At 40.0% G+C, this 18,694-nt stretch carries 19 protein-coding genes and 1 pseudogene; 13 read left to right on the forward strand and 7 right to left on the reverse strand.

What is annotated here, in order from left to right; translation table 11 throughout:
• Positions 1-14 precede the first annotated feature (14 nt).
• The 3 genes from rfbC to rfbD are packed head-to-tail and all read left to right on the forward strand — an operon-like array spanning position 15 to position 2,465.
• Positions 15-581, forward strand: coding sequence for a dTDP-4-dehydrorhamnose 3,5-epimerase (gene rfbC / locus NIE88_RS00070; RefSeq protein WP_253057947.1), 567 nt, complete (start codon positions 15-17; stop codon positions 579-581).
• Positions 578-1,600 (forward strand): dTDP-glucose 4,6-dehydratase, encoded by a 1,023-nt coding sequence (gene rfbB, locus NIE88_RS00075; protein ID WP_253057666.1) that lies wholly within the window; start codon positions 578-580, stop codon positions 1,598-1,600. The genes rfbC and rfbB (NIE88_RS00075) overlap by 4 nt, the downstream gene beginning before the upstream one ends.
• Positions 1,590-2,465, forward strand: a complete 876-nt coding sequence (gene rfbD / locus NIE88_RS00080; protein WP_253057667.1) for a dTDP-4-dehydrorhamnose reductase — start codon at positions 1,590-1,592, stop codon at positions 2,463-2,465. Before rfbB (NIE88_RS00075) ends, rfbD begins: the two co-directional genes overlap by 11 nt.
• A gap of 115 nt (positions 2,466-2,580) precedes the next feature.
• On the opposite strand, the pseudogene NIE88_RS00085 reads toward rfbD, so the two are convergent.
• Together NIE88_RS00085 and NIE88_RS00090 are read right to left on the reverse strand one after the other, a co-directional pair.
• Positions 2,581-3,989: pseudogene (locus NIE88_RS00085) on the reverse strand (IS5 family transposase).
• A 194-nt stretch (positions 3,990-4,183) separates the two neighbouring features.
• A complete protein-coding gene (locus NIE88_RS00090; protein WP_253057668.1) occupies positions 4,184-5,197 on the reverse strand; it encodes an acyltransferase family protein in 1,014 nt (337 codons plus the stop codon).
• An 825-nt stretch (positions 5,198-6,022) separates the two neighbouring features.
• Here NIE88_RS00090 and NIE88_RS00095 point away from each other — a divergent pair.
• The 3 genes from NIE88_RS00095 (at position 6,023) to NIE88_RS00105 (ending at position 7,951) form a co-directional block, all read left to right on the forward strand.
• The gene (locus NIE88_RS00095; RefSeq protein WP_253057669.1) at positions 6,023-6,598 is read left to right on the forward strand and encodes a L,D-transpeptidase family protein; all 576 of its coding nucleotides are present in this window, start codon (positions 6,023-6,025) and stop codon (positions 6,596-6,598) included.
• 11 nt (positions 6,599-6,609) lie between these two features.
• On the forward strand, positions 6,610-7,311 hold the full coding sequence (locus NIE88_RS00100; RefSeq protein ID WP_253057670.1) for a L,D-transpeptidase family protein: 702 nt from the start codon (positions 6,610-6,612) through the stop codon (positions 7,309-7,311).
• A gap of 277 nt (positions 7,312-7,588) precedes the next feature.
• The gene (locus NIE88_RS00105; protein WP_253057671.1) at positions 7,589-7,951 is read left to right on the forward strand and encodes a 3D domain-containing protein; all 363 of its coding nucleotides are present in this window, start codon (positions 7,589-7,591) and stop codon (positions 7,949-7,951) included.
• A 422-nt stretch (positions 7,952-8,373) separates the two neighbouring features.
• On the opposite strand, the gene rfbB (NIE88_RS00110) is transcribed toward NIE88_RS00105, so the two are convergent.
• Complete coding sequence (rfbB, locus tag NIE88_RS00110) at positions 8,374-9,390, reverse strand: dTDP-glucose 4,6-dehydratase (protein WP_253057672.1); 1,017 nt, start codon at positions 9,388-9,390, stop codon at positions 8,374-8,376.
• Positions 9,391-9,446: 56 nt separating this feature from the next.
• Positions 9,447-9,776, reverse strand: coding sequence for a hypothetical protein (locus NIE88_RS00115; RefSeq protein ID WP_253057673.1), 330 nt, complete (start codon positions 9,774-9,776; stop codon positions 9,447-9,449).
• Between the two features lie 318 nt (positions 9,777-10,094).
• Here NIE88_RS00115 and NIE88_RS00120 point away from each other — a divergent pair, with 318 nt between their 5' ends.
• Positions 10,095-10,256, forward strand: coding sequence for a hypothetical protein (locus tag NIE88_RS00120; protein WP_253057674.1), 162 nt, complete (start codon positions 10,095-10,097; stop codon positions 10,254-10,256).
• 491 nt (positions 10,257-10,747) lie between these two features.
• Here the strand turns inward: NIE88_RS00120 and NIE88_RS00125 are convergent, their stop codons facing one another.
• From NIE88_RS00125 to NIE88_RS00135, 3 genes are all read right to left on the reverse strand, one after another.
• The gene (locus NIE88_RS00125; protein ID WP_253057675.1) at positions 10,748-10,972 is read right to left on the reverse strand and encodes a T7SS effector LXG polymorphic toxin; all 225 of its coding nucleotides are present in this window, start codon (positions 10,970-10,972) and stop codon (positions 10,748-10,750) included.
• Positions 10,973-11,130: 158 nt separating this feature from the next.
• Positions 11,131-11,721: a sigma-70 family RNA polymerase sigma factor gene (locus NIE88_RS00130; RefSeq protein ID WP_253057676.1), complete on the reverse strand. Its 591-nt coding sequence runs from the start codon at positions 11,719-11,721 to the stop codon at positions 11,131-11,133.
• A gap of 627 nt (positions 11,722-12,348) precedes the next feature.
• Positions 12,349-13,653 (reverse strand): right-handed parallel beta-helix repeat-containing protein, encoded by a 1,305-nt coding sequence (locus NIE88_RS00135; protein ID WP_253057677.1) that lies wholly within the window; start codon positions 13,651-13,653, stop codon positions 12,349-12,351.
• Between the two features lie 450 nt (positions 13,654-14,103).
• On the opposite strand from NIE88_RS00135, the gene NIE88_RS00140 reads away from it, so the two are divergent.
• The 6 genes from NIE88_RS00140 to NIE88_RS00165 all read left to right on the forward strand — a co-directional run bounded on the left by NIE88_RS00140 (position 14,104) and on the right by NIE88_RS00165 (position 18,673).
• A complete protein-coding gene (locus tag NIE88_RS00140; RefSeq protein WP_253057678.1) occupies positions 14,104-14,376 on the forward strand; it encodes a hypothetical protein in 273 nt (90 codons plus the stop codon).
• 211 nt (positions 14,377-14,587) lie between these two features.
• The gene (locus NIE88_RS00145) at positions 14,588-15,316 is read left to right on the forward strand and encodes a YveK family protein (RefSeq protein WP_253057679.1); all 729 of its coding nucleotides are present in this window, start codon (positions 14,588-14,590) and stop codon (positions 15,314-15,316) included.
• A gap of 12 nt (positions 15,317-15,328) precedes the next feature.
• Complete coding sequence (locus tag NIE88_RS00150; RefSeq protein ID WP_253057680.1) at positions 15,329-16,003, forward strand: CpsD/CapB family tyrosine-protein kinase; 675 nt, start codon at positions 15,329-15,331, stop codon at positions 16,001-16,003.
• 102 nt (positions 16,004-16,105) lie between these two features.
• Complete coding sequence (galU, locus tag NIE88_RS00155; protein ID WP_253057681.1) at positions 16,106-16,987, forward strand: UTP--glucose-1-phosphate uridylyltransferase GalU; 882 nt, start codon at positions 16,106-16,108, stop codon at positions 16,985-16,987.
• An 18-nt stretch (positions 16,988-17,005) separates the two neighbouring features.
• Positions 17,006-17,707 carry a sugar transferase gene (locus NIE88_RS00160; protein ID WP_253057682.1) on the forward strand — a complete coding sequence of 234 codons (702 nt, stop codon included), beginning with the start codon at positions 17,006-17,008 and terminating at the stop codon, positions 17,705-17,707.
• A gap of 15 nt (positions 17,708-17,722) precedes the next feature.
• On the forward strand, positions 17,723-18,673 hold the full coding sequence (locus NIE88_RS00165) for a GDP-L-fucose synthase family protein (protein ID WP_253057683.1): 951 nt from the start codon (positions 17,723-17,725) through the stop codon (positions 18,671-18,673).
• Positions 18,674-18,694: the final 21 nt, after the last annotated feature.

The following is an 18,694-nucleotide window of genomic DNA, read 5'->3' on the forward strand; positions in this document are numbered from 1 at the left end:
AAACAGTGTCAAAGATAAAAGTTACAGATACCTTCTTAAAAGGTGTCAAAATTATTGAACCAAAGGCTTTTGGAGATAATCGCGGATACTTTATGGAAAGCTATAATGCCGAGAAATTAGCGGAGCATGATATACATACAAAATTTATTCAGGATAACCAGTCACTATCTAGTGAAGCAGGCATTGTCCGCGGGTTGCATTACCAGCTTAGCCCGAAATGTCAAACAAAATTATTGCGTGTACTGACGGGTGCCATCCTTGATGTAGTTGTGGATATTCGCAAAGGTTCCCCGACCTTCGGGAAATGGGGTGGTTTTATCCTCAGTGAATACAATAAACGTCAGTTGCTGATTCCGAAGGGCTTTGCCCATGGGTTCTGTACATTAACACCCAATGTCAATGTCTTTTATAAAGTCGATGAATTCTACGCACCGGAACAGGATCGCGGCATTCTTTGGAACGATCCGGCAATCGGTATTGATTGGCCGGTCACGGACCCAATTCTCTCTGAGAAAGATACGAAGCATCCACTATTGAAGGATGCGGAAATTAACTTTGAATTTGGAGCTGAAAACGAATGAAACTCTTAGTGACCGGTGGTGCCGGCTTTATTGGAAGCAATTTTGTTCATCACATGATTAAATACCGCCCGGAAGATACGGTGGTCAATTATGATCTGCTAACCTATGCAGGCAACTTGGAGAATCTGAAAGATATTGAAGATTATCCAAATTATCATTTTGTGCGCGGCAACATTTGCAATCGTGAACTTGTGGAATATGTCGTCGATCAGTATGAGATTGATACGATCGTTAACTTTGCCGCAGAATCGCATGTCGATCGCAGCATTACAGAACCGGACATTTTTGTAAAGTCAAATGTATTAGGCACACAGACGTTGCTTGATGTAGCAAAAAACAAAAATATTTATAAATACCTGCAGATTTCAACGGATGAAGTGTATGGTTCACTTGGCCCTGACGGTTATTTTACGGAAACAACACCACTTGCGCCGAACAGTCCCTACTCTGCCAGCAAGGCGTCTGCAGACTTAATTGTTCGCGCTTATTATGAAACCTTCGGCTTGAATGTGAACATTACTCGCTGCTCGAACAACTATGGCCCGTATCATTTCCCGGAAAAACTGATCCCACTCGTTGTAACGAATGCTTTGGAAGGAAAAGAACTGCCTGTCTATGGTGATGGTAAGAACATTCGCGATTGGCTGTACGTCGAAGATCACTGTGCTGCGATCGATCTCGTGCTTCATCAGGGCAAACCCGGCGAAGTGTACAACGTCGGCGGACATAATGAAAAACGCAATATTGACATCGTTGAACTGATTGTTGATACGTTGGGTAAGTCTCGTGACTTGATTAAGCATGTTTCTGATCGCCTCGGTCATGACCGCCGTTATGCCATTGATCCGACGAAGATTGAAACTGAACTGGACTGGAAACCACAATATAATTTTGACTCCGGTATTAAGGAAACGATTCAATGGTATCTGGATCATGAACAATGGTGGCGCAAGATCAAGTCCGGTGAATATATGGATTACTACAAGAAGCAATATGGGGCGAAGAGTTATGTCAAATAAAGTACTGGTTACAGGCGGACAGGGTCAACTTGGCACAGAATTAACCATCGTGCTTCAGGAAAAAGGATTCAAGACCCACAGCCTTGGTCATCAAAAACTAGACATTACTGACCTTGATCAAGTTCATCAAGTCTTTGGTGAAATTAAACCAGATGTGGTCTGTCACACAGCTGCATATACTGCAGTTGATCAGGCGGAGACAGACCGAGATGGAGCTTTTCTTGTCAATGCAATCGGTACCCGTAATGTTGCGATTGCCTCGGAAGAAATCGGTGCAAAGCTCGTTTATGTGAGTACCGACTACGTCTTCAATGGTGAGAAGAAAGGAGCTTACTCTGAATTTGATTTTCCATCTCCGCTTGGCGTTTATGGACAATCGAAATATGCTGGTGAACAGTTTGTGCATGACTTTCATTCAAAATTCTTCATTGCACGTACCTCTTGGGTTTACGGTCAATATGGCGGCAACTTCGTTAAGACTATGTTGAAATTAGCCGAAACGCACGAACAGTTAAAAGTTGTTAATGATCAGCGAGGCTGTCCAACATACACAAAGGATTTGGCAGAGAAGATTATTGAGCTCTTTCAAACCGATAAATATGGAGTGTATCACCTTTCAAATTCAGGCAGCTGTACATGGCACGAGTTTGCAAAAGCGATCTTTGATATTAAAGGTATTGATATTAAAGTCGATCCGTGTACGACGGAAGAATTTCCAAGACCTGCGAAACGGCCAAAAAATTCGGAGTTTGAGCATATGGCGCTGAGATTAAATGGGTTTGAAGATATCAAAGATTGGCGTTCTGCGCTGGAGTCTTATTTCAAAGATGTAAGTAAAAAAGATGATCAAAAACACATTAATTAAAATTTCGGGATCTTACGTTTTTAGTATTGTTATTGATCGATTAAAAGTAAGCGTCAAATAGCCCACACCTAGTTAAAGATGTGGGCTATTTGACGCTTACGTAGTGGATGCTGAATTAGACAAGTAAAAATTCGGTGTCTTCACTTGATTTATAGCTAATAGTTAAGAGCGTCTCCTCGATTTGTACGACAAGTAAAAAGGCCAAAGAAAAAAGACGTAGTGCCGTATCGATGTTTGCTAGGATGATCCCCATATCAATGGTAACGGCAATGGTCTCAGCTGTTTTGGCGCGCACTAAGCAAGGTTACACTTTTGCTTAAATAAAAGCAAAGCTGCGTTCAATTTGCCCACGGCGATTCTCCGCGCGTCGTTGCTTTTCATCCATGACCTTGGGTTTACGACCCAGTTTTGGGCCGAGTATCTTGGTGCCCCGCTCTTTGGCAAAGGCGATGTTTTCCCGGTTGCGGTACAACTTATCAGCCAGTACTTCGTCGGGGTAATAACCGTGTTGGTCGTGATACCGTTCAACGGCTTTTTGGAAGTCACTACTTTCATTGAACGCGTTGAAGTCGACACGTTCGATTTCAAGGATTCCCTCTTGAATGGAGCCATTAATTTTGGGATCGAACTCGGTGTTTTGTTTGGCCTTGCCTCGCTTGATCGGACGCACATACGGCTGAGCCAGACTGACAATTCGATGGTCCACTTGGTGGGTTTTCGTCCGATACATGACCTCCTGTTGCGTGAACAGCTCCTGGATGGGGCCAGTCGGTTGCGTTGCTGTTCTGCCAATTGGCCTCCTTGTGCCTGCAGCTCGTCGACGTAACGCAAGTCACGCCGCACGTACTGCAATTGCGTTTTGACCTGTTGGCGTGTTTCCTTGGCTGAACGACGAGGCTTCTTGGTGAACGTGACATAAGTCTTATGGGCTTCCCGTTTGTAGGTCCGCAGAATGGAGACATGGAGCTGATGCGCCAGCTCCGTAATGAACTTTTCAAGGATCGTGCGCGCCTGATTGAGTAAGGAATAGTCCTGAGGAAAGGGATATTCACGGGTGTGACCATGGCGTCTAGGATCATCGTCTCCTGCTTCTCTCCCAGACTATCTTGAAGTAGCGTTTTACCCCAGTCGCCGATGATCGCACGCAACTGGGAACTGGTGGGCACGATCCGTTTCCAAAAAATGCGAGAGAGCGGATGGGTTGAATGGCCGATTGACCGTGTAGTTGGGACATCTCATGAAGTACTGATACGCCGGAGTGTCTTGTGGAATGGCCGTGACCAAATCAGCATCGGAAAGGCCGGTGGCTTGCTTAATGAGTAGCGCCCCATAGAGGAGTCGAAACGGTGGTTTGCCTGCTCGGCCAAGTGGAGACGAGAAAACCTCACGATAGGTCTTCTCCATCCGGATCCATGGCAGCTGTTCCGCAAGCTGAACCCATGGATTGTCCGGACTTAAGGAAACACCTAGGCTCTGTCCGAATGATTCGATTGAAAGTTGAACCGTGTTCGTCCGATAAATCATCCCAAGCACCCCATTCATAAAAAAATGCATGAAAAATCGCGTTCAAACGCATTATCTCGTGCATTATTATACACTAAATATGTGTTTAGTTGTTTGCTGTAAGCAATTTTATAATTATTAAGTATTCACTACGTAAGTACTTTCGATTTTGATTAATTTGTTTATTAATATTCAATATTACGGGAATATCAGTATCAATGAACTACATTGCGGCTAATCCATTTTGTTTTTTTCTTGGGGAGAAAAGTTCCTAAGAAAAAGCTTGCATGAATTTTAGAGAAAAGAAGATAGAAAAACATAGGCACGACAATGCCAATAAGACTAAATTTTTTCCATCCATAATGATAATAAATTTGGAAAATTAAATTTATTGGAAAATGTAAAAACATGATGACCATACTCATTGTTCCCAACTTTTTTAAAAAATCTGAAAGGGGGGTTTTTGAAATTAAATAACTGATATAGAAAATCACTATGCTACATGAAATCGGTATGATTAAATCCAAAAGAATATTTGAATAAACTCTATATTTCATATCTAGAGTAAACTTATAAACTCCGTAATGGTCGACTAAAAACATAGTTAAAGAGATTGCCACAATGGGAAGCATGAATTTAATGTTATGGATAACATATTCTATATATTTTTTAAAATGAAATCCAAATGAAAAATAAGCAATTGCAAACAATGCTACATCTATATCCCATAACAAATCAGTATGGATGATGAATTTTTCGATATGTGCAATGAAAAATAAAAATAATGTTAAAGTGATTTGCGATGATCTTTTTTTTAAGACTATTTGGATTAGGGCAAAGATTAATTCAGTAAAAAGAAGGCATGTGATAAACCAAAAAACAGCATAATATCCTTTCATTCGCTGGCCACCATACCAGATATCAGATAAAGAATTTATAAAATTTGATAACTGAAAACGGTAATTAATAATATCGAAATAGTTTGAAACAAGCAATATTAAAAGGGTAAAAGATATGTATGGAATGACAAGCCTATAAAGCTTCTTATAAACAAACGCACAATATTCACCAAAAGTATTTATTTTTTTTAATGTCATTCCACTAAGAATGAAAAATAGAGGCATATGAAACCAGAAAAAATAATGGTAAGCAAATTGATTTCCTGAATGCCCAACAACAACTAAAATAATGCCAATTCCTTTTGCGATATCGATCCAAGCAATTCTCATTTTTATCCCCCATGTATAAACATAAGTAATTATACAGTGTTTAAGGGGGAAAATCATCATTTTAAAATGAGTGATAAAAAGCTATATAAAACAATCAATATATCGTTAGATGTTGATGTAAAACATGATTCTAATGTTGGTACGTTGTTAATGTTTTCAATACAAGACATCAAGACCAGTTTACCCATTTGTATAGGTGTTGGCAATGGAACATAGGCTTAAATAAAATATTGACGATTAATCACATGAGGTGATTGAAGAATGAAGTTTAGCAAAACGAAAGATGCATATACTTATTTAAACAAAAGATATAGAAGAAAAATATGTGGTGCAACAATCAAAAGTGAAAATGAGATTGTGAAATTATTGATTAACGATCATAGTCTCTATGATTTAAATTAAATGAAGACAAGACTTGAAGAATCATTATCAATCAATAAAAAACTTATCATTTTTACCGATCTATTGTTCTCGTTAATATCAACTTTTGTGACGGTATTTGTGTCAATAATTGTAAGCATGGTCACAGTTTTAATAGCATTAACAACTGGCCTATATAGTTAAGTTAGTCTTAATAGTGGACACATCAAAATGGGCTAGTATAATTTAATTTTCTAAAAAAAGACGTGTTCAAGGAGTTTTGCTCCAATTTTGGAGTAAACGTGAAAATAACATTAACTGTAACCAAAACGAGTAAGGAATCAGGTGCGATTTATCTGACTGTTCAGCATCCGATGATGGAATAAAGCAGGGCTATACCCTATTTTGCAAAGCAGTCAATAATAAATCGAAGGTTCAAAGTGAAGTGAAAAGATTGTTAACAAGATGAAATCAATTAAGAAGAATAATCAGTTGATTTTAGTAACAACAAACAAATCCCGAAGCAGTTCAGTGATCGTTCAAACTTTTTCCCGTGATAAACATGGAAAATGGAAACGCATATGGATTATGAATGGAATTACAGGAAAGTATGGCTTCACGCGCAACAAACATGAAGGGGATAAAAAGGCTCCGGCAGGCGAGTATACAATTACAAAAGCGTTCGGACGATATAAGAATCCGGGAACCGAACTTTCGTACCATAAAATCACAAAATATGATGTGTGGGTAGATAATATACATTCGCGCTATTACAATACCTTGCAATCAATGAAAAAAGTGCATCAGTACAGTGAAAAAATGAATATACCACAATATGATTATGGCTTTGTGATCAACTATAATACGAAAAGAATCAAGGGGAAGGGGAGTGTGGTGTTCTTCCACATTGCCCGAGGCAAGTACACTTTGGGCTGTACAGCCGTATCTAAAAATAATGTGGTAAAATTATTAAAATGGTTAAATCCAAAGAAGAAGCCGATCATTATCCAAAGTCCACAAAGCGATCTTTATCGCTACTGAGGGGAATATAAATGAATAAACGAACGCTAGTATGCTCCGTAATGATCTGTTTAATTATTTCAATTTTTCTTCCATGGGATTCATCAGCAAAGCAATCGATTTACTCAAAGGCCAAAAGTCAGCAAATCGTGAATAAGATGAAATCGATAAAAAAGAATCGTCAAATGATCTTGGTGACTGCCTCAGGGTACGGGAAGAGAGCGGTGACGATTCAGGCTTTTTCAAAAAATAAACATAGCAAATGGTCACGAATTTTAATAACGCACGGAATCATTGGCAAAAATGGATTCACACATAACTTCTCCGAGCGCTCCAAAGGTTCACCTGAAGGAAAATATACCATTACAAGAGCATTTGGCCGATATAAAAATCCGGGAACAAAATTGAGCTACCACCGAATCACTGCTGACGATGTATGGGTCGATAATGTTCACTCCAAGTACTATAATTCTTTGCAATCGATCCGGAAGACGCACCAATATAGTGAGCGAATGAACATACCTCAGTACGATTACGGATTTGTCATCAATTACAATACCAAAATAATCAAGGGAAAAGGGAGTGCCGTGTTTTTTCATATCGCGCATGGCAGCTATACATTAGGTTGCACGGCAACATCGAAAGGTAAATTGGTTTCACTATTGAAATGGTTAGATCCTAAAAAGAAGCCGGTAATCATACAAACAGTGACAAAAGAGTTAAACAGATACTAAAAAAAAGTATATATAAGGGCATGTGCAATTAAAGCATGAACAGTTCAATGAAGTCCGTTAATAAATCTAATAGTTTATTCTCTTTTAGTTCCATTTATTTAGATTAAGTGGAACATAAAACGACATAATTATCTAAAAGGCTTCAGAAAAAAATATTTATTTTCCTGAAGCCTTTTTTCTGTAATCGAATCCATATCCACCTGTTATGAGCCTGTCATCTGTTTGTTATATTCAACTGGTAAAGTAAGGGTGTTCAAAAAGGGAGATGTATTCGAACGTGAAAAAAATACTCATGACATTGGCTGTAGCAATTTTGATCATATCGGGTATGTCAAACTCCGTTGAGGCCCAAACAAAGACAAAAACAATTAAAGTATCTGCGACGGCTTATTGCGAAATGGGGAGAACAGCAACCGGCTATAACTTGAAAAAACATCCAAAGGCAAAAGTGATTGCCGTTGATCCGCGTGTGATCCCGCTTGGTTCCAAAGTGAAAATTCCAGGCTACGGAACGGCGATTGCCAGAGACACTGGAGGATACATAAAGGGTAAGATTATAGACGTTCATTTTAAAACGCGCCATCAGGCTTTAAAATGGGGGAGAAAGCATATTAAAATAAAAGTTTATAAGAAGAAGTGAATTGATATTGTAGTGCGGTACTGACTAAGCAGTGCTGCATTTATTTTTTGCGCGAATCCAGAAGAGACAAGTAGTATTTGTCCTATAGATTCGATAAGATAATAGAAGCTGATCAAATAATAGATTTAGAGGGTTGGATTGCTCATGATAAAGAGAAGGATCCAGATCAGTACTGTCTTTATTCTTATAATGAACGGCCTTATTTTTCCGTTTGCTTAGAGTGCCTCAGCGGCAGATAAAAGTTATTATTTGATTAGTAATGAAGGCTTACATAGAGTACCCACATGATCGACTTTTCTGAGGCATACCAGACGGCTGTTGAGGGAAAATAACAGACAGCTATACTCTATTACCGCCTTGATGAGAAGTAGAAGGTATAGTAGATTTATGATCGTTTGTTATGTACTAGAGAAGGTGCACCATTACTCAGGCGCTTTTCCATAGTGCTGATTGTAGTAGTCTTTAAATGCTCCATTTTTTATTTTCTTCCACCATGTTTTGTGTTTAAGGTACCATTGAATGGTCTGATTTATCCCTTTTTCAAAGTCGTATTGGGGTTGCCAGTTCAAATCACTGCGGATCTTTGATGTGTTAATTGCATAGCGACGATCATGTCCAGGACGATCGGAAACGTATTTGATTTTGTCATAAGGTTTGTGTAGCTGATCGAGAATGTGTTTAACCAAATCAATATTGTGCAATTCATGATCCGCACCAATATTATAGATTTCTCCTGGTTTTCCATGATGAAGCACCTGATCAATCGCGACGCAGTGATCGGAGACATAAATCCAGTCGCGCACATGGGCTCCATCACCGTAGACTGGTAAAACTTGATCTTCAATGGCATTCGTAATGATCAGCGGTATCAATTTCTCGGGAAATTGGTAAGGACCGTAGTTATTGGAGCAGCGCGTAATATTGATGTTCAATCCGAACGTTTTAAAATACGCACGAGTGAGCAAGTCCGCGGATGCCTTGCTTGCTGCATAGGGACTGTTTGGCGCAAGCGGAGATTTCTCAGTAAAAGAGCCGTCTGAATCTAAAGAACCGTATACTTCGTCTGTTGAAATCTGGATATATTTGCGAAACTGATGTTTTTTTGCTGCGTCAAGCAGAATTTGGGTTCCTAGTACGTTAGTCTTCACAAACAGGCCAGGTTGATCAATACTGCGATCGACATGGGACTCTGCTGCAAAATTAATAATCGAATCAATATGAAATTGATCAATGATCTTCTCGATCAAACTTTTATTGCAAATATTTCCATGGATAAAATGGTAATTTTGATGTGCGCTCACACTACAAAGATTTTCGAGATTTCCAGCATAGGTCAGTAAATCTAAATTAATAATCTGATCATTTGGGTGAGCGGTAAGCATATAATGAATAAAATTACTTCCAATGAAGCCGGCACCTCCGGTTATGAGCAGATTCATCCGTTTTTGCCTCCACTAAAATTTTAAAGAAAAGTGTGTTGTACTTTTTAAGTGAATTATTGACATCTACAGGTCATTAAAGTGATAAGGAAAAGCGGTAGGTATTCTCCGCTTCTTAGTTCTGGAATTGACAATAAAGTTTCAAAACCAACGTCTTTAGCAAATGAATTTGCTCGATTTGCGTAATTTTCAGTGAGTACTAAAATAACATAATGATGATATGGATGTTTTGGATCATCATTTGATTTAAGATGACGGTATGGTTCATTCGCGTCAATTCCATTGGCTCCTAATTTATTGGTAAAATCTATAACCCACGCACGATGCTCCGGACTATCCAAGCTGTAACTTACAAATGCTTTAATCGTTTTGGCATTACTGCCCAAAATCTATTCACTTCTTAAATATTATATATTAACAGGGATAATTAAAGTAGTGTTAATAAGTGAAGGCGTTCATTTAAAAAGAATTTATAAGCAAGCTATTTTTTCATTAAGCACATTAGACATGGCGAATTTTTGGAAAACAAAAGAAAAAATATAAAGATTCATCAATTATCACTATCATCCTTGGACATTCAAGAATAAGTGATATGGGGGATTCATTCGCTATCTGTACGCACATTTTAATTTTGAATATGTGAATGAAGTCACAATATTCTTGGGGAAAAGTTATTTAAAAGCCTGCTTCCCCTGACAATGAGCGTGGTTCTGTTATTGTCGATTTTGTTTATCCCGGTCCATGTGCAGGCCGATTCGTCTGCCGATGGTTTGTCTTTGGATGGTCGGGCGCCGCTGAGTGTGTCGGGTTATAGCAAGGAGAATAACGGAACCAAGCTTGATCTTGGTAAGCAATATGTCGAGTAGATCCGTCTTCTTCCATCGACGATGTCTAAAGTGTCGATTATTAAAAAAGGTGACGTTGAGTATAATTCCCCCGGGACTGCAAAGGAGGACTGGTCCACGCCTGACTTTACCATTAGTGAGCAAGCGGATGCTTGTGCGTCTTCATGTACCATATCTTTGTTGTAGGATTCAGTGATTGCTTAGGCGATGAGTGCCGAAGTTTGCTTCCAATTCCATAGCGTAGTAATTGTGTTTGGTGCTGTTCTTTGAGGATCTTGGCCGTATCGATAAATCCGTAGATTATATCTTTGCTCGCATTAATTAGGCTTTGTGTAATCCATAAACTAACGGTTAATCTGATCCTTTGCACCTGTTCCTGCTGTTTTTAATCTTCAAATACTTCTGTGTTTCCTTCTGCATTTCATCTTGAACTTGATAAATTTTACTGTCATGATAGGCAGTTGCGTTGAAATGCATCGGTTGAGCATCGGCGCCTTGGCGGGTCGCGTTAATCAGTTCTTCGTATAATGCTTGATGTTTGGTAGATCTTCAGTGATTTGCCTATATTCATTGGTGAGGTTCTGATCGAGTTGCTGAGCATCGCGTACCATTTTCGCACGTTTTTTATCTGCGGCATCAAGATCCTGATCGACGTCATGGTTAGAAAACACATTGATGGGGACAAGAGCGGAAATACTGCTGAGAATCTTGGCAATACCATCCCGCTGCTCGCGCATCATTTCCTCGGAACACGCGTAGTCAATGTAATTTTACAGACAAGTGGTTTATCAACAATATTCGACATTAAATACCCTGCCATTGAAACTAGGGGCGTTACCATAAAAAATCGATCGGCTTTGCATGTAAATGCTGAACTGATCGATTTTTTAGCTGCTTATTTGCCTTTTTTCAATTCATCGCTCAACGGTGCCAACTTTTTACGCAGGCTCTTTTTCCAGGAGCGGACGGTGTGCTCGGAGACATGGGCGGCTTCGGCAATTTGTCCGGTATTCCAATCATAAAAGACAGAAAGTTTGATGTAGAGGGCCTCGCGTGGGCTGAGGACAGGGAGATGGTCTTTAAGGATGCGCAGCATTTGCATGTTCAGAGGCTCGGTGGCTTCATCGGGAATGTCATAGGCCGAGTTGTCGTGATCATATAATTCACGGCTTTTGTTCTTGTAGTGTTTTCGGAGATAATCGGAGAGTCGGCCTTCCATGGTTCGAGCAGCGAAGGCGATGAACACATTTTCTGGATTTTTGCCTGGGCCGACCTTTGTGATGTCGAATTTATCATTAGCTTCTGAGAATGCGGTGTATGCAGTTTGTAGTAAATCATCATAATCGGCGGAGCATAAATACTGCTTGTACATGTTGTTATAGCGTTTGACGGTTTTTCGGATCTTCGGCTCATACTTTTGCATCAGCCTTTCGAAGGCATAGCACTCAGGTTCGAACGGGGCGGCAAAATAGTCGGTAAATGGCATAATTATGGAGCTCCTTTCGGGGATTCAGTTTATTTGCTGAAGCTGAATGTGTTGTACGTGGATTAAGAGGCGGTGACGGGGGTGGAGCAATTTGTGGTGTATAATCTTGCTCTTTGTTATTTAAATAGGGAGTATGGATGGAAAATGGTGAGAAAAATGAAACAAGTATATATGAAACGAGAACCACAAGTAGATTTCCAGATTATGGTGGAATCGCTAAAAGTAAAAAAAATTGGCTGCAGGATCAGGAGACTATTATTCGTTTGTGTTGATGTGATATTGGCATTCTTTATGTAGGGAGGGCAAGATCAATGACAGCTCGCGTCAAAAGTTGATCGTAGAGCCTGTCCGCTAAATGGACAAATTTATTTCCTTAGTACGCACGGCAGTTGTTTTGGAAAATAAAAAGGACATCTCTTAATCGCGCAATCTGATTGACACGAAGATGTCCTTTTTACCGAAATGGCTGTTTACATGCGTTCTCAACCTATTGAATTTATTATGCAGCGGGAATAGAACAAAGTAACTATTGAATAATGAAAAATTGTTGACGATTACCTGAAATAAACGCGTGTACTTAAAGCAGGCTATTCAAAATAAACTTCAGAAAGCAATTTTTTATATGAATTATTCCTGGTAAAAGACGCCATCAAAATCAATACGGAAACGAACATTTCTACTGTCTGCTGAGTAGAAATTCAGGACAAGCTGATCATTAATAATCTTTAAAACCGGAGCGGCAGTTACGCCAAAGCTGTAATCCCACTGATGATTAATTTTTAGTATGTTTTTTGTGTAGGTCACATTAGCTGAGCAGAAGATGCGATCAAAGTTATTTGCATAGCGTAATGTCAGACGGCCGTCAAAGGCAGTTGGAAGCTTAAAAAGGGAGTAATTCGTGTAGCCTCCCTTTGGTGTAGTGACCGATGCTCTTTGGAAGGAGAATCCTGCAATGGTCGTTCCTTGATAGCCTTTGGTACCTGAGTACTGAAGAATGATCTGCGGTTCTGTCAGTGAGATGATTTTCCCAAAAACTGCTCCTGATCCGCCGCTGGCTAAAATGGGACAATTTTTGACAGTAATTGTTCCGGTTGCGCGACTGTTCACGGATGTTAATGCAGTTTGGCAATTTATAATTGTGCAGCTCTCAATGTTCTGTACCGAGTTTGCGCCTAAGTCAATGCCCTGAGCAAATCCTTCAATTATATTTCCGCTCAAAACATTTCCGTCAAGCGTCCCTCTCTGGTCATAGACGAGGTAAATGCCCTTGCCGGAGTGTGCATTTCCATATTGTTTGATCTGATTATTGGTCAGCACAACCGGTTTTGCTCCGCTTTCATTAATCAAACGAATGCCGTCTCTGAGGCAGTCCTTGAGGACGTTACCAGTAATCAGGATACGCTCCTGTACACTTTCAATGTGCACGGCCTCGTTTCGAGAATGCTCAATAATATTATTGGCAATAACAATGTCTTTGCCACGAGCTATACCAATGGCAAAACCGGATGTTGGCGTTGAGCTGTCACCAAGTGCGTTGATTCGATTGCCGATGATTTTAATACCATAGAATGTACCCGCTGTTGTATTAATTTCGATTGGATCCGCGTTTGCCTTGATGACATTGCCAATCACATCAAGATTGGTTCCGGAAGTATGATTATTTAACAAAATTCCGTAATTGCCGGCATTTATTTCAGAGTCATAGATCTTCATATTATTTTGTACACCATCAGTATAGAATCCATGGAACGGAGTAACAATTGTGATCCGCTCACAGTTTGCAGCATTGAACAAAACAGCCGCATCAGGTAGAATTCGGGCGCCGTGAATACCAATAAGATGAAAATTACTGGGAAGATCAATATTTGATTTTATTTTATATGATTTGTCGAGCAGGACTGTAACAGGTGTGCTGCCGTATTCCGCTTTCAATCGGGCAAAGGCAGGTGCGTCGTCTGTGACAGCATCACCGACTGCTCCAAAATCAGCAATACTGATAAAAGGAGTAATGCCATTTGAAACCGCTTTTTCGGTTACATAAGTAACAGCCTCAGCAATTGAGTGTTTAAACTTCTCAAATATTTTTTTAATACATACTCACCTCATGAATAATGAACGATTTACTATATTGTATGTTTGCCGAATTTAAGTTCTTGTACGAATGGATATTCTTTAATCAAATTTTTCATGGTATAATATATGGGTAATAAGAACTATAACAAAGATATTATTAACGGATATGATTTGAAAAAAATTGGAGCTATGTTTATAATATTAGTTCATTTTACTGTATACTATAATAAAATAGTATATCTATTTGTGGGCAAAAAGTATTGGTTGGTAAGCACTGGTGGGCCAAACAAAAACAGGGGGTGCTTAGGTATGAATATTCGCAACTTGAAAATTTCACCTAATGAATATCGAAAAATGAAGACCAATGAACTGTATGAAATGACTGTTGAAGGTACCTTTCATCGCGGAGATCTTATTGGATTGTTAGAATATGATTCCGAACTAGGGTACACCGGATCGGCCAAAGCATCGGTTGTTTGTGCGGTTAATCGTACACAAAGCAAATCGAACAGTCAATGTTTGTCCGTACGATTTGTCGATTTATTTGATCCATCGAATGAATTCCTGAATTTGGCTGAGTAAATATACTAAATGACGTAAAAGGTAAATAATTTCAGCATTTGTAAGCAGCTGTTGGTTCACTAAGGAGAACGGGTTGAGAGACCTGTTCTCTTTTTTGTCGTTATGAAACAAAATTTTTCTCTGTAATGAAGCTGTTACGCGTGAACTTGTAAGATACCAATTAATCAGTGGTGCATGTTTAGTTTGTGACACTACCTCGTGGGGGATCGGTATGGAAAACAGTGTAAGCGTGAAAGACATTTTACTGACGTTTCGAAGAAGAGCATGGATTATTTTAGTAATCCCCATTTTATTGGGAATGGCCAGCTTTATATATACCCATTTTTTTAGTTCCCCAATGTATAGCGCAACCACTCAGGTTCTTGTCAATCAGGCGAAGGTCAAAAAATCATATTTATATAATACAAATGCCGTCCAAACAAATACGCAGCTTGTCAATACATACAGCGGGATGGCGAGCAATCCCATCGTGCTGAAACAAGCGATTCGTATGAGTAACTTTAAGATGACTGTCGGTCAATTAAGCGGCATGTTGACAGTACAAGCGACACAGAACAATCAATTGCTCACACTTAACATTCAGTCGGATAGCCCGGAGTTGTCCGTGCAGCTTGTTAATCATGTTGCTGAGGCTTTGAAATCACGTGTGAAAAAGATTATGGGGGAAGACAATGTTGTTATTTTATCACCGGCCTCATACACTTCCGGCCTCAGCCCTATTACAGCGTCACTGAAAAAAAATGTACTTATTGCAGTGATTGCAGGGTTCATTATATCAATAGGATTGGCTTTTCTCTTGGATTACCTGGATGATTCGATTAAAGATGTGCATGAACTTAAACAATTGGATCTGCCTGTTCTCGGTGTGGTCAGTTATAGTGCAAGGCATGGAAGAAATCGATTAAAAAACTATTCTAATGTTCAATCGGTCTCGAAATAAAGGGGGATAACGATGAAGAAAAGACATGATTTTGATCGGCCTAAATTGTTTTTTAACTCCAGAATGAGATCCGGATCATTGTGTGCTGAACAATATCGCATTATTCGCTCAAATCTGGATATTCTTCAGAAAAGGAATGCCTTTAAGTCCCTCTTAATTACTTCTCCTGGAAAGAAAGAAGGAAAAACAACAGTTGCAATAAATCTAGCCGTCCTTATGGCAAGGCAGGGAAATCGCGTATTGATCATTGATGCTGATGCGTTGCATCCGGTTATTCATCAATTTTTCTCATTGAATAATAACGAAGGTCTGATTGATGTTCTCAAAAAGAAAGAAAGCATAGAATCATTGGTTCAAGAAACAGCAGCGAAAAATTTATACGTATTGGCCGGTAAATCGATTGATCCTGAGACAGCGGAGTGGATTGGAATAGAGCAGATATCTGATTTAATGAATGAGGCTGCTGCACATTTTGACCGAATTATTGTCGATGCGTCATCTGTCCTGATGCATTCAAGTACACCCCTGTTTGCGAATAGGTGCGATGGTACAGTAATTGTTGCTAAGACAAATGCAACGAGAAAAAAAGCCATTAATGAGGCGAAGGAAAAACTCATTCAGGCTCAAGCAAAAATTCTTGGCTTGATCCTGAATGATTATCCGGTATTAAAACAATATCTCGCCTGAGATGAGTATTCACGCTGTTTGACGCATGACCGCATAAACAGAACATGACCAATTATGGACATACATCTATAGAGAAAAAATTTGAAATGAGGGGGAAGTTCAATGAAAAAAGTGAAAAAAGTCGTTATTCCGGCAGCAGGGCTTGGTACACGGTTCCTGCCTGCCACAAAAGCGCTGCCGAAGGAAATGCTGCCAATTGTCAATAAGCCGACTATTCAATACATTGTCGAAGAGGCGATTGAGGCGGGAATGGAAGAAATCATCATCGTCACCGGAAAGGGAAAGAGAGCGATTGAGGATCATTTTGATGATGCCTATGAATTGGAACAGAATCTGATTCACAAGGAGAAATATGAACTGCTTGAGAAGGTTCGTGAGCCGTCAAAGATCGACATTCACTACATTCGGCAAAAGTCGCCGAAAGGATTGGGACATGCCGTATGGTGTGCACGAAAATTTATTGGAGACGAACCGTTTGCTGTCCTGCTCGGTGATGATATTGTGCAGGCTGAAAAGCCGTGCATTCAGCAGCTTGCTGAGCAATACGAACAAACGGGGTGTTCGGTCATCGGCGTTCAGAGTGTTCCGATGGAACAAACCCAACGCTACGGAATTATTGATCCGATTGATCAGGACGGTCGCCTGTTTTCGGTTCGGCAGTTTGTTGAAAAGCCTAAAGATAATCCGCCGTCGGATAAAGCAATCATTGGCCGTTACATTTTGACTCCCGAGATTTTTCAATTTCTTGATCGTCAGGAAGCAGGTGCAGGCGGCGAAATTCAGTTGACCGATGCGATTCAGCAGTTAAACGCGCTGCAGCATGTCTATGCTTATCAGTTTGAAGGTCATCGCTATGATGTCGGTGAGACACTGGGATTTGTTCTCACGAATATTGAAATGGCACTGAAAAATAAAAAGCTGCAAAAAGATGTTCTGGCCGGTATTGAAACGATACTTCATGATAACAAACTGCTCTTCATTTGATGGGGGATGGACACGGGCATGGCATTATCAAAAACAGAGGTAGAATCTCACATTGTCTATTCAACGAAAACAGCAACGCTTTCACAAAATACACAAGCCATAGTCAACGAGCGAAGAAGCTATTCATGGATGAAGCGAGCATTTGATTTTACGGCTTCGTTGATCGGTCTTATTGTACTGACGCCGGTTTTCCTGATAATTTCCTTGCTGATAAAGCTTGACGACCCTCATGGCAGGGTGTTTTTCAAACAAATAAGAGTTGGTGAAAGGGGCAAGCCGTTTTATATTTATAAATTTCGTTCCATGGTCAGTAATGCTGAGCAGCTTCTTGACAAAATTATTGATAAAAATGAAACGACTGGTGCCATGTTTAAAATGAAGGATGATCCAAGAGTGACGCGTATCGGCCATGTCCTGCGGAAGACCAGTCTGGATGAACTGCCGCAATTGATAAATGTACTCAAAGGTGATATGAGCCTTGTCGGGCCACGGCCACCCTTGCCAAGAGAAGTTGAGAAGTATACAAGCCATGACATGCAGCGGCTGTTGGTTCGTCCGGGCTGTACAGGTTTATGGCAAGTGAGCGGTCGAAGTAATCTCGGCTTTCATGAAATGGTTGAACTAGATCTTAAGTATATTCAAGAGCGAAACATGATCCTTGATTTAAAACTCATTATCAGAACTGTGTTCTTATTATTTGGTTCGAAAAACGCTTTTTAAAGGAGTCTGGGTGCAATGGAAAAAGATGCAACAATTTATGTAGCCGGTCATCGCGGGTTGGTCGGTTCCGCTATCGTTAGAAATCTCAAGGCTAAAGGTTATCACAATCTCATCTGCAAAACTCATGCGGAACTTGATTTGACAGATAACCAAAAGGTCGGGCAGTTTTTTAAAGAACATTCAATTGATTATGTGTTCCTTGCTGCTGCAAAGGTTGGCGGAATTATGGCGAACAGTCTCTATCCTGCTCAGTTCATCCAGGAAAATCTAATGATTGAGACGAATGTCATTGACTGGTCGTACAAAACCGGTGTAAAGAAACTGCTTTTTCTGGGCAGTACCTGTATTTATCCTAAGTTTGCCGAGCAGCCAATCAAAGAATCGGAACTGTTAAATGGGAAACTGGAACCGACGAATGAGGCCTATGCAATGGCAAAGATCACGGGAATTAAGATGTGCGAAGCGTATAACAAGCAATACGGTACGAATTACATTTCCGTTATGCCGACAAACCTGTATGGACCCAATGATAACTACGATTACCAAACCTCTCATGTGCTGCCTGCATTGATCAGAAAATTTTATGATGCAAAATTCAATCATGAACCTTATGTCACCGTTTGGGGCACAGGGACACCAAAACGAGAATTTCTTCATTCCGATGATCTGGCCGACGCCTGCATTTTCTTAATGAATAATTACAACGGTGAAGAGATTGTCAATATCGGTGTCGGCAAGGAACTGACGATTCGTGAATTGGCGGAAAAGATTAAAAAGCTAATGGGGTATGAGGGCGACATCCATTTTGATTCATCAAAACCGGACGGCACACCAAGAAAAATTGTTGACGTGACGAAGCTGCACAATTTAGGCTGGATTGATCATATCTCCCTTGATGAGGGGCTGGAAAAAACTTATCAGGACTTTTTGAACTCATCCCTTAGTGGCGCAGGTGCAAAATACTAAATTCAAATTATTGGGGGAATG

Source organism: Sporolactobacillus shoreicorticis (assembly GCF_024125445.1).
Taxonomy (GTDB): Bacteria; Bacillota; Bacilli; order Bacillales; family Sporolactobacillaceae; genus Sporolactobacillus; species Sporolactobacillus shoreicorticis.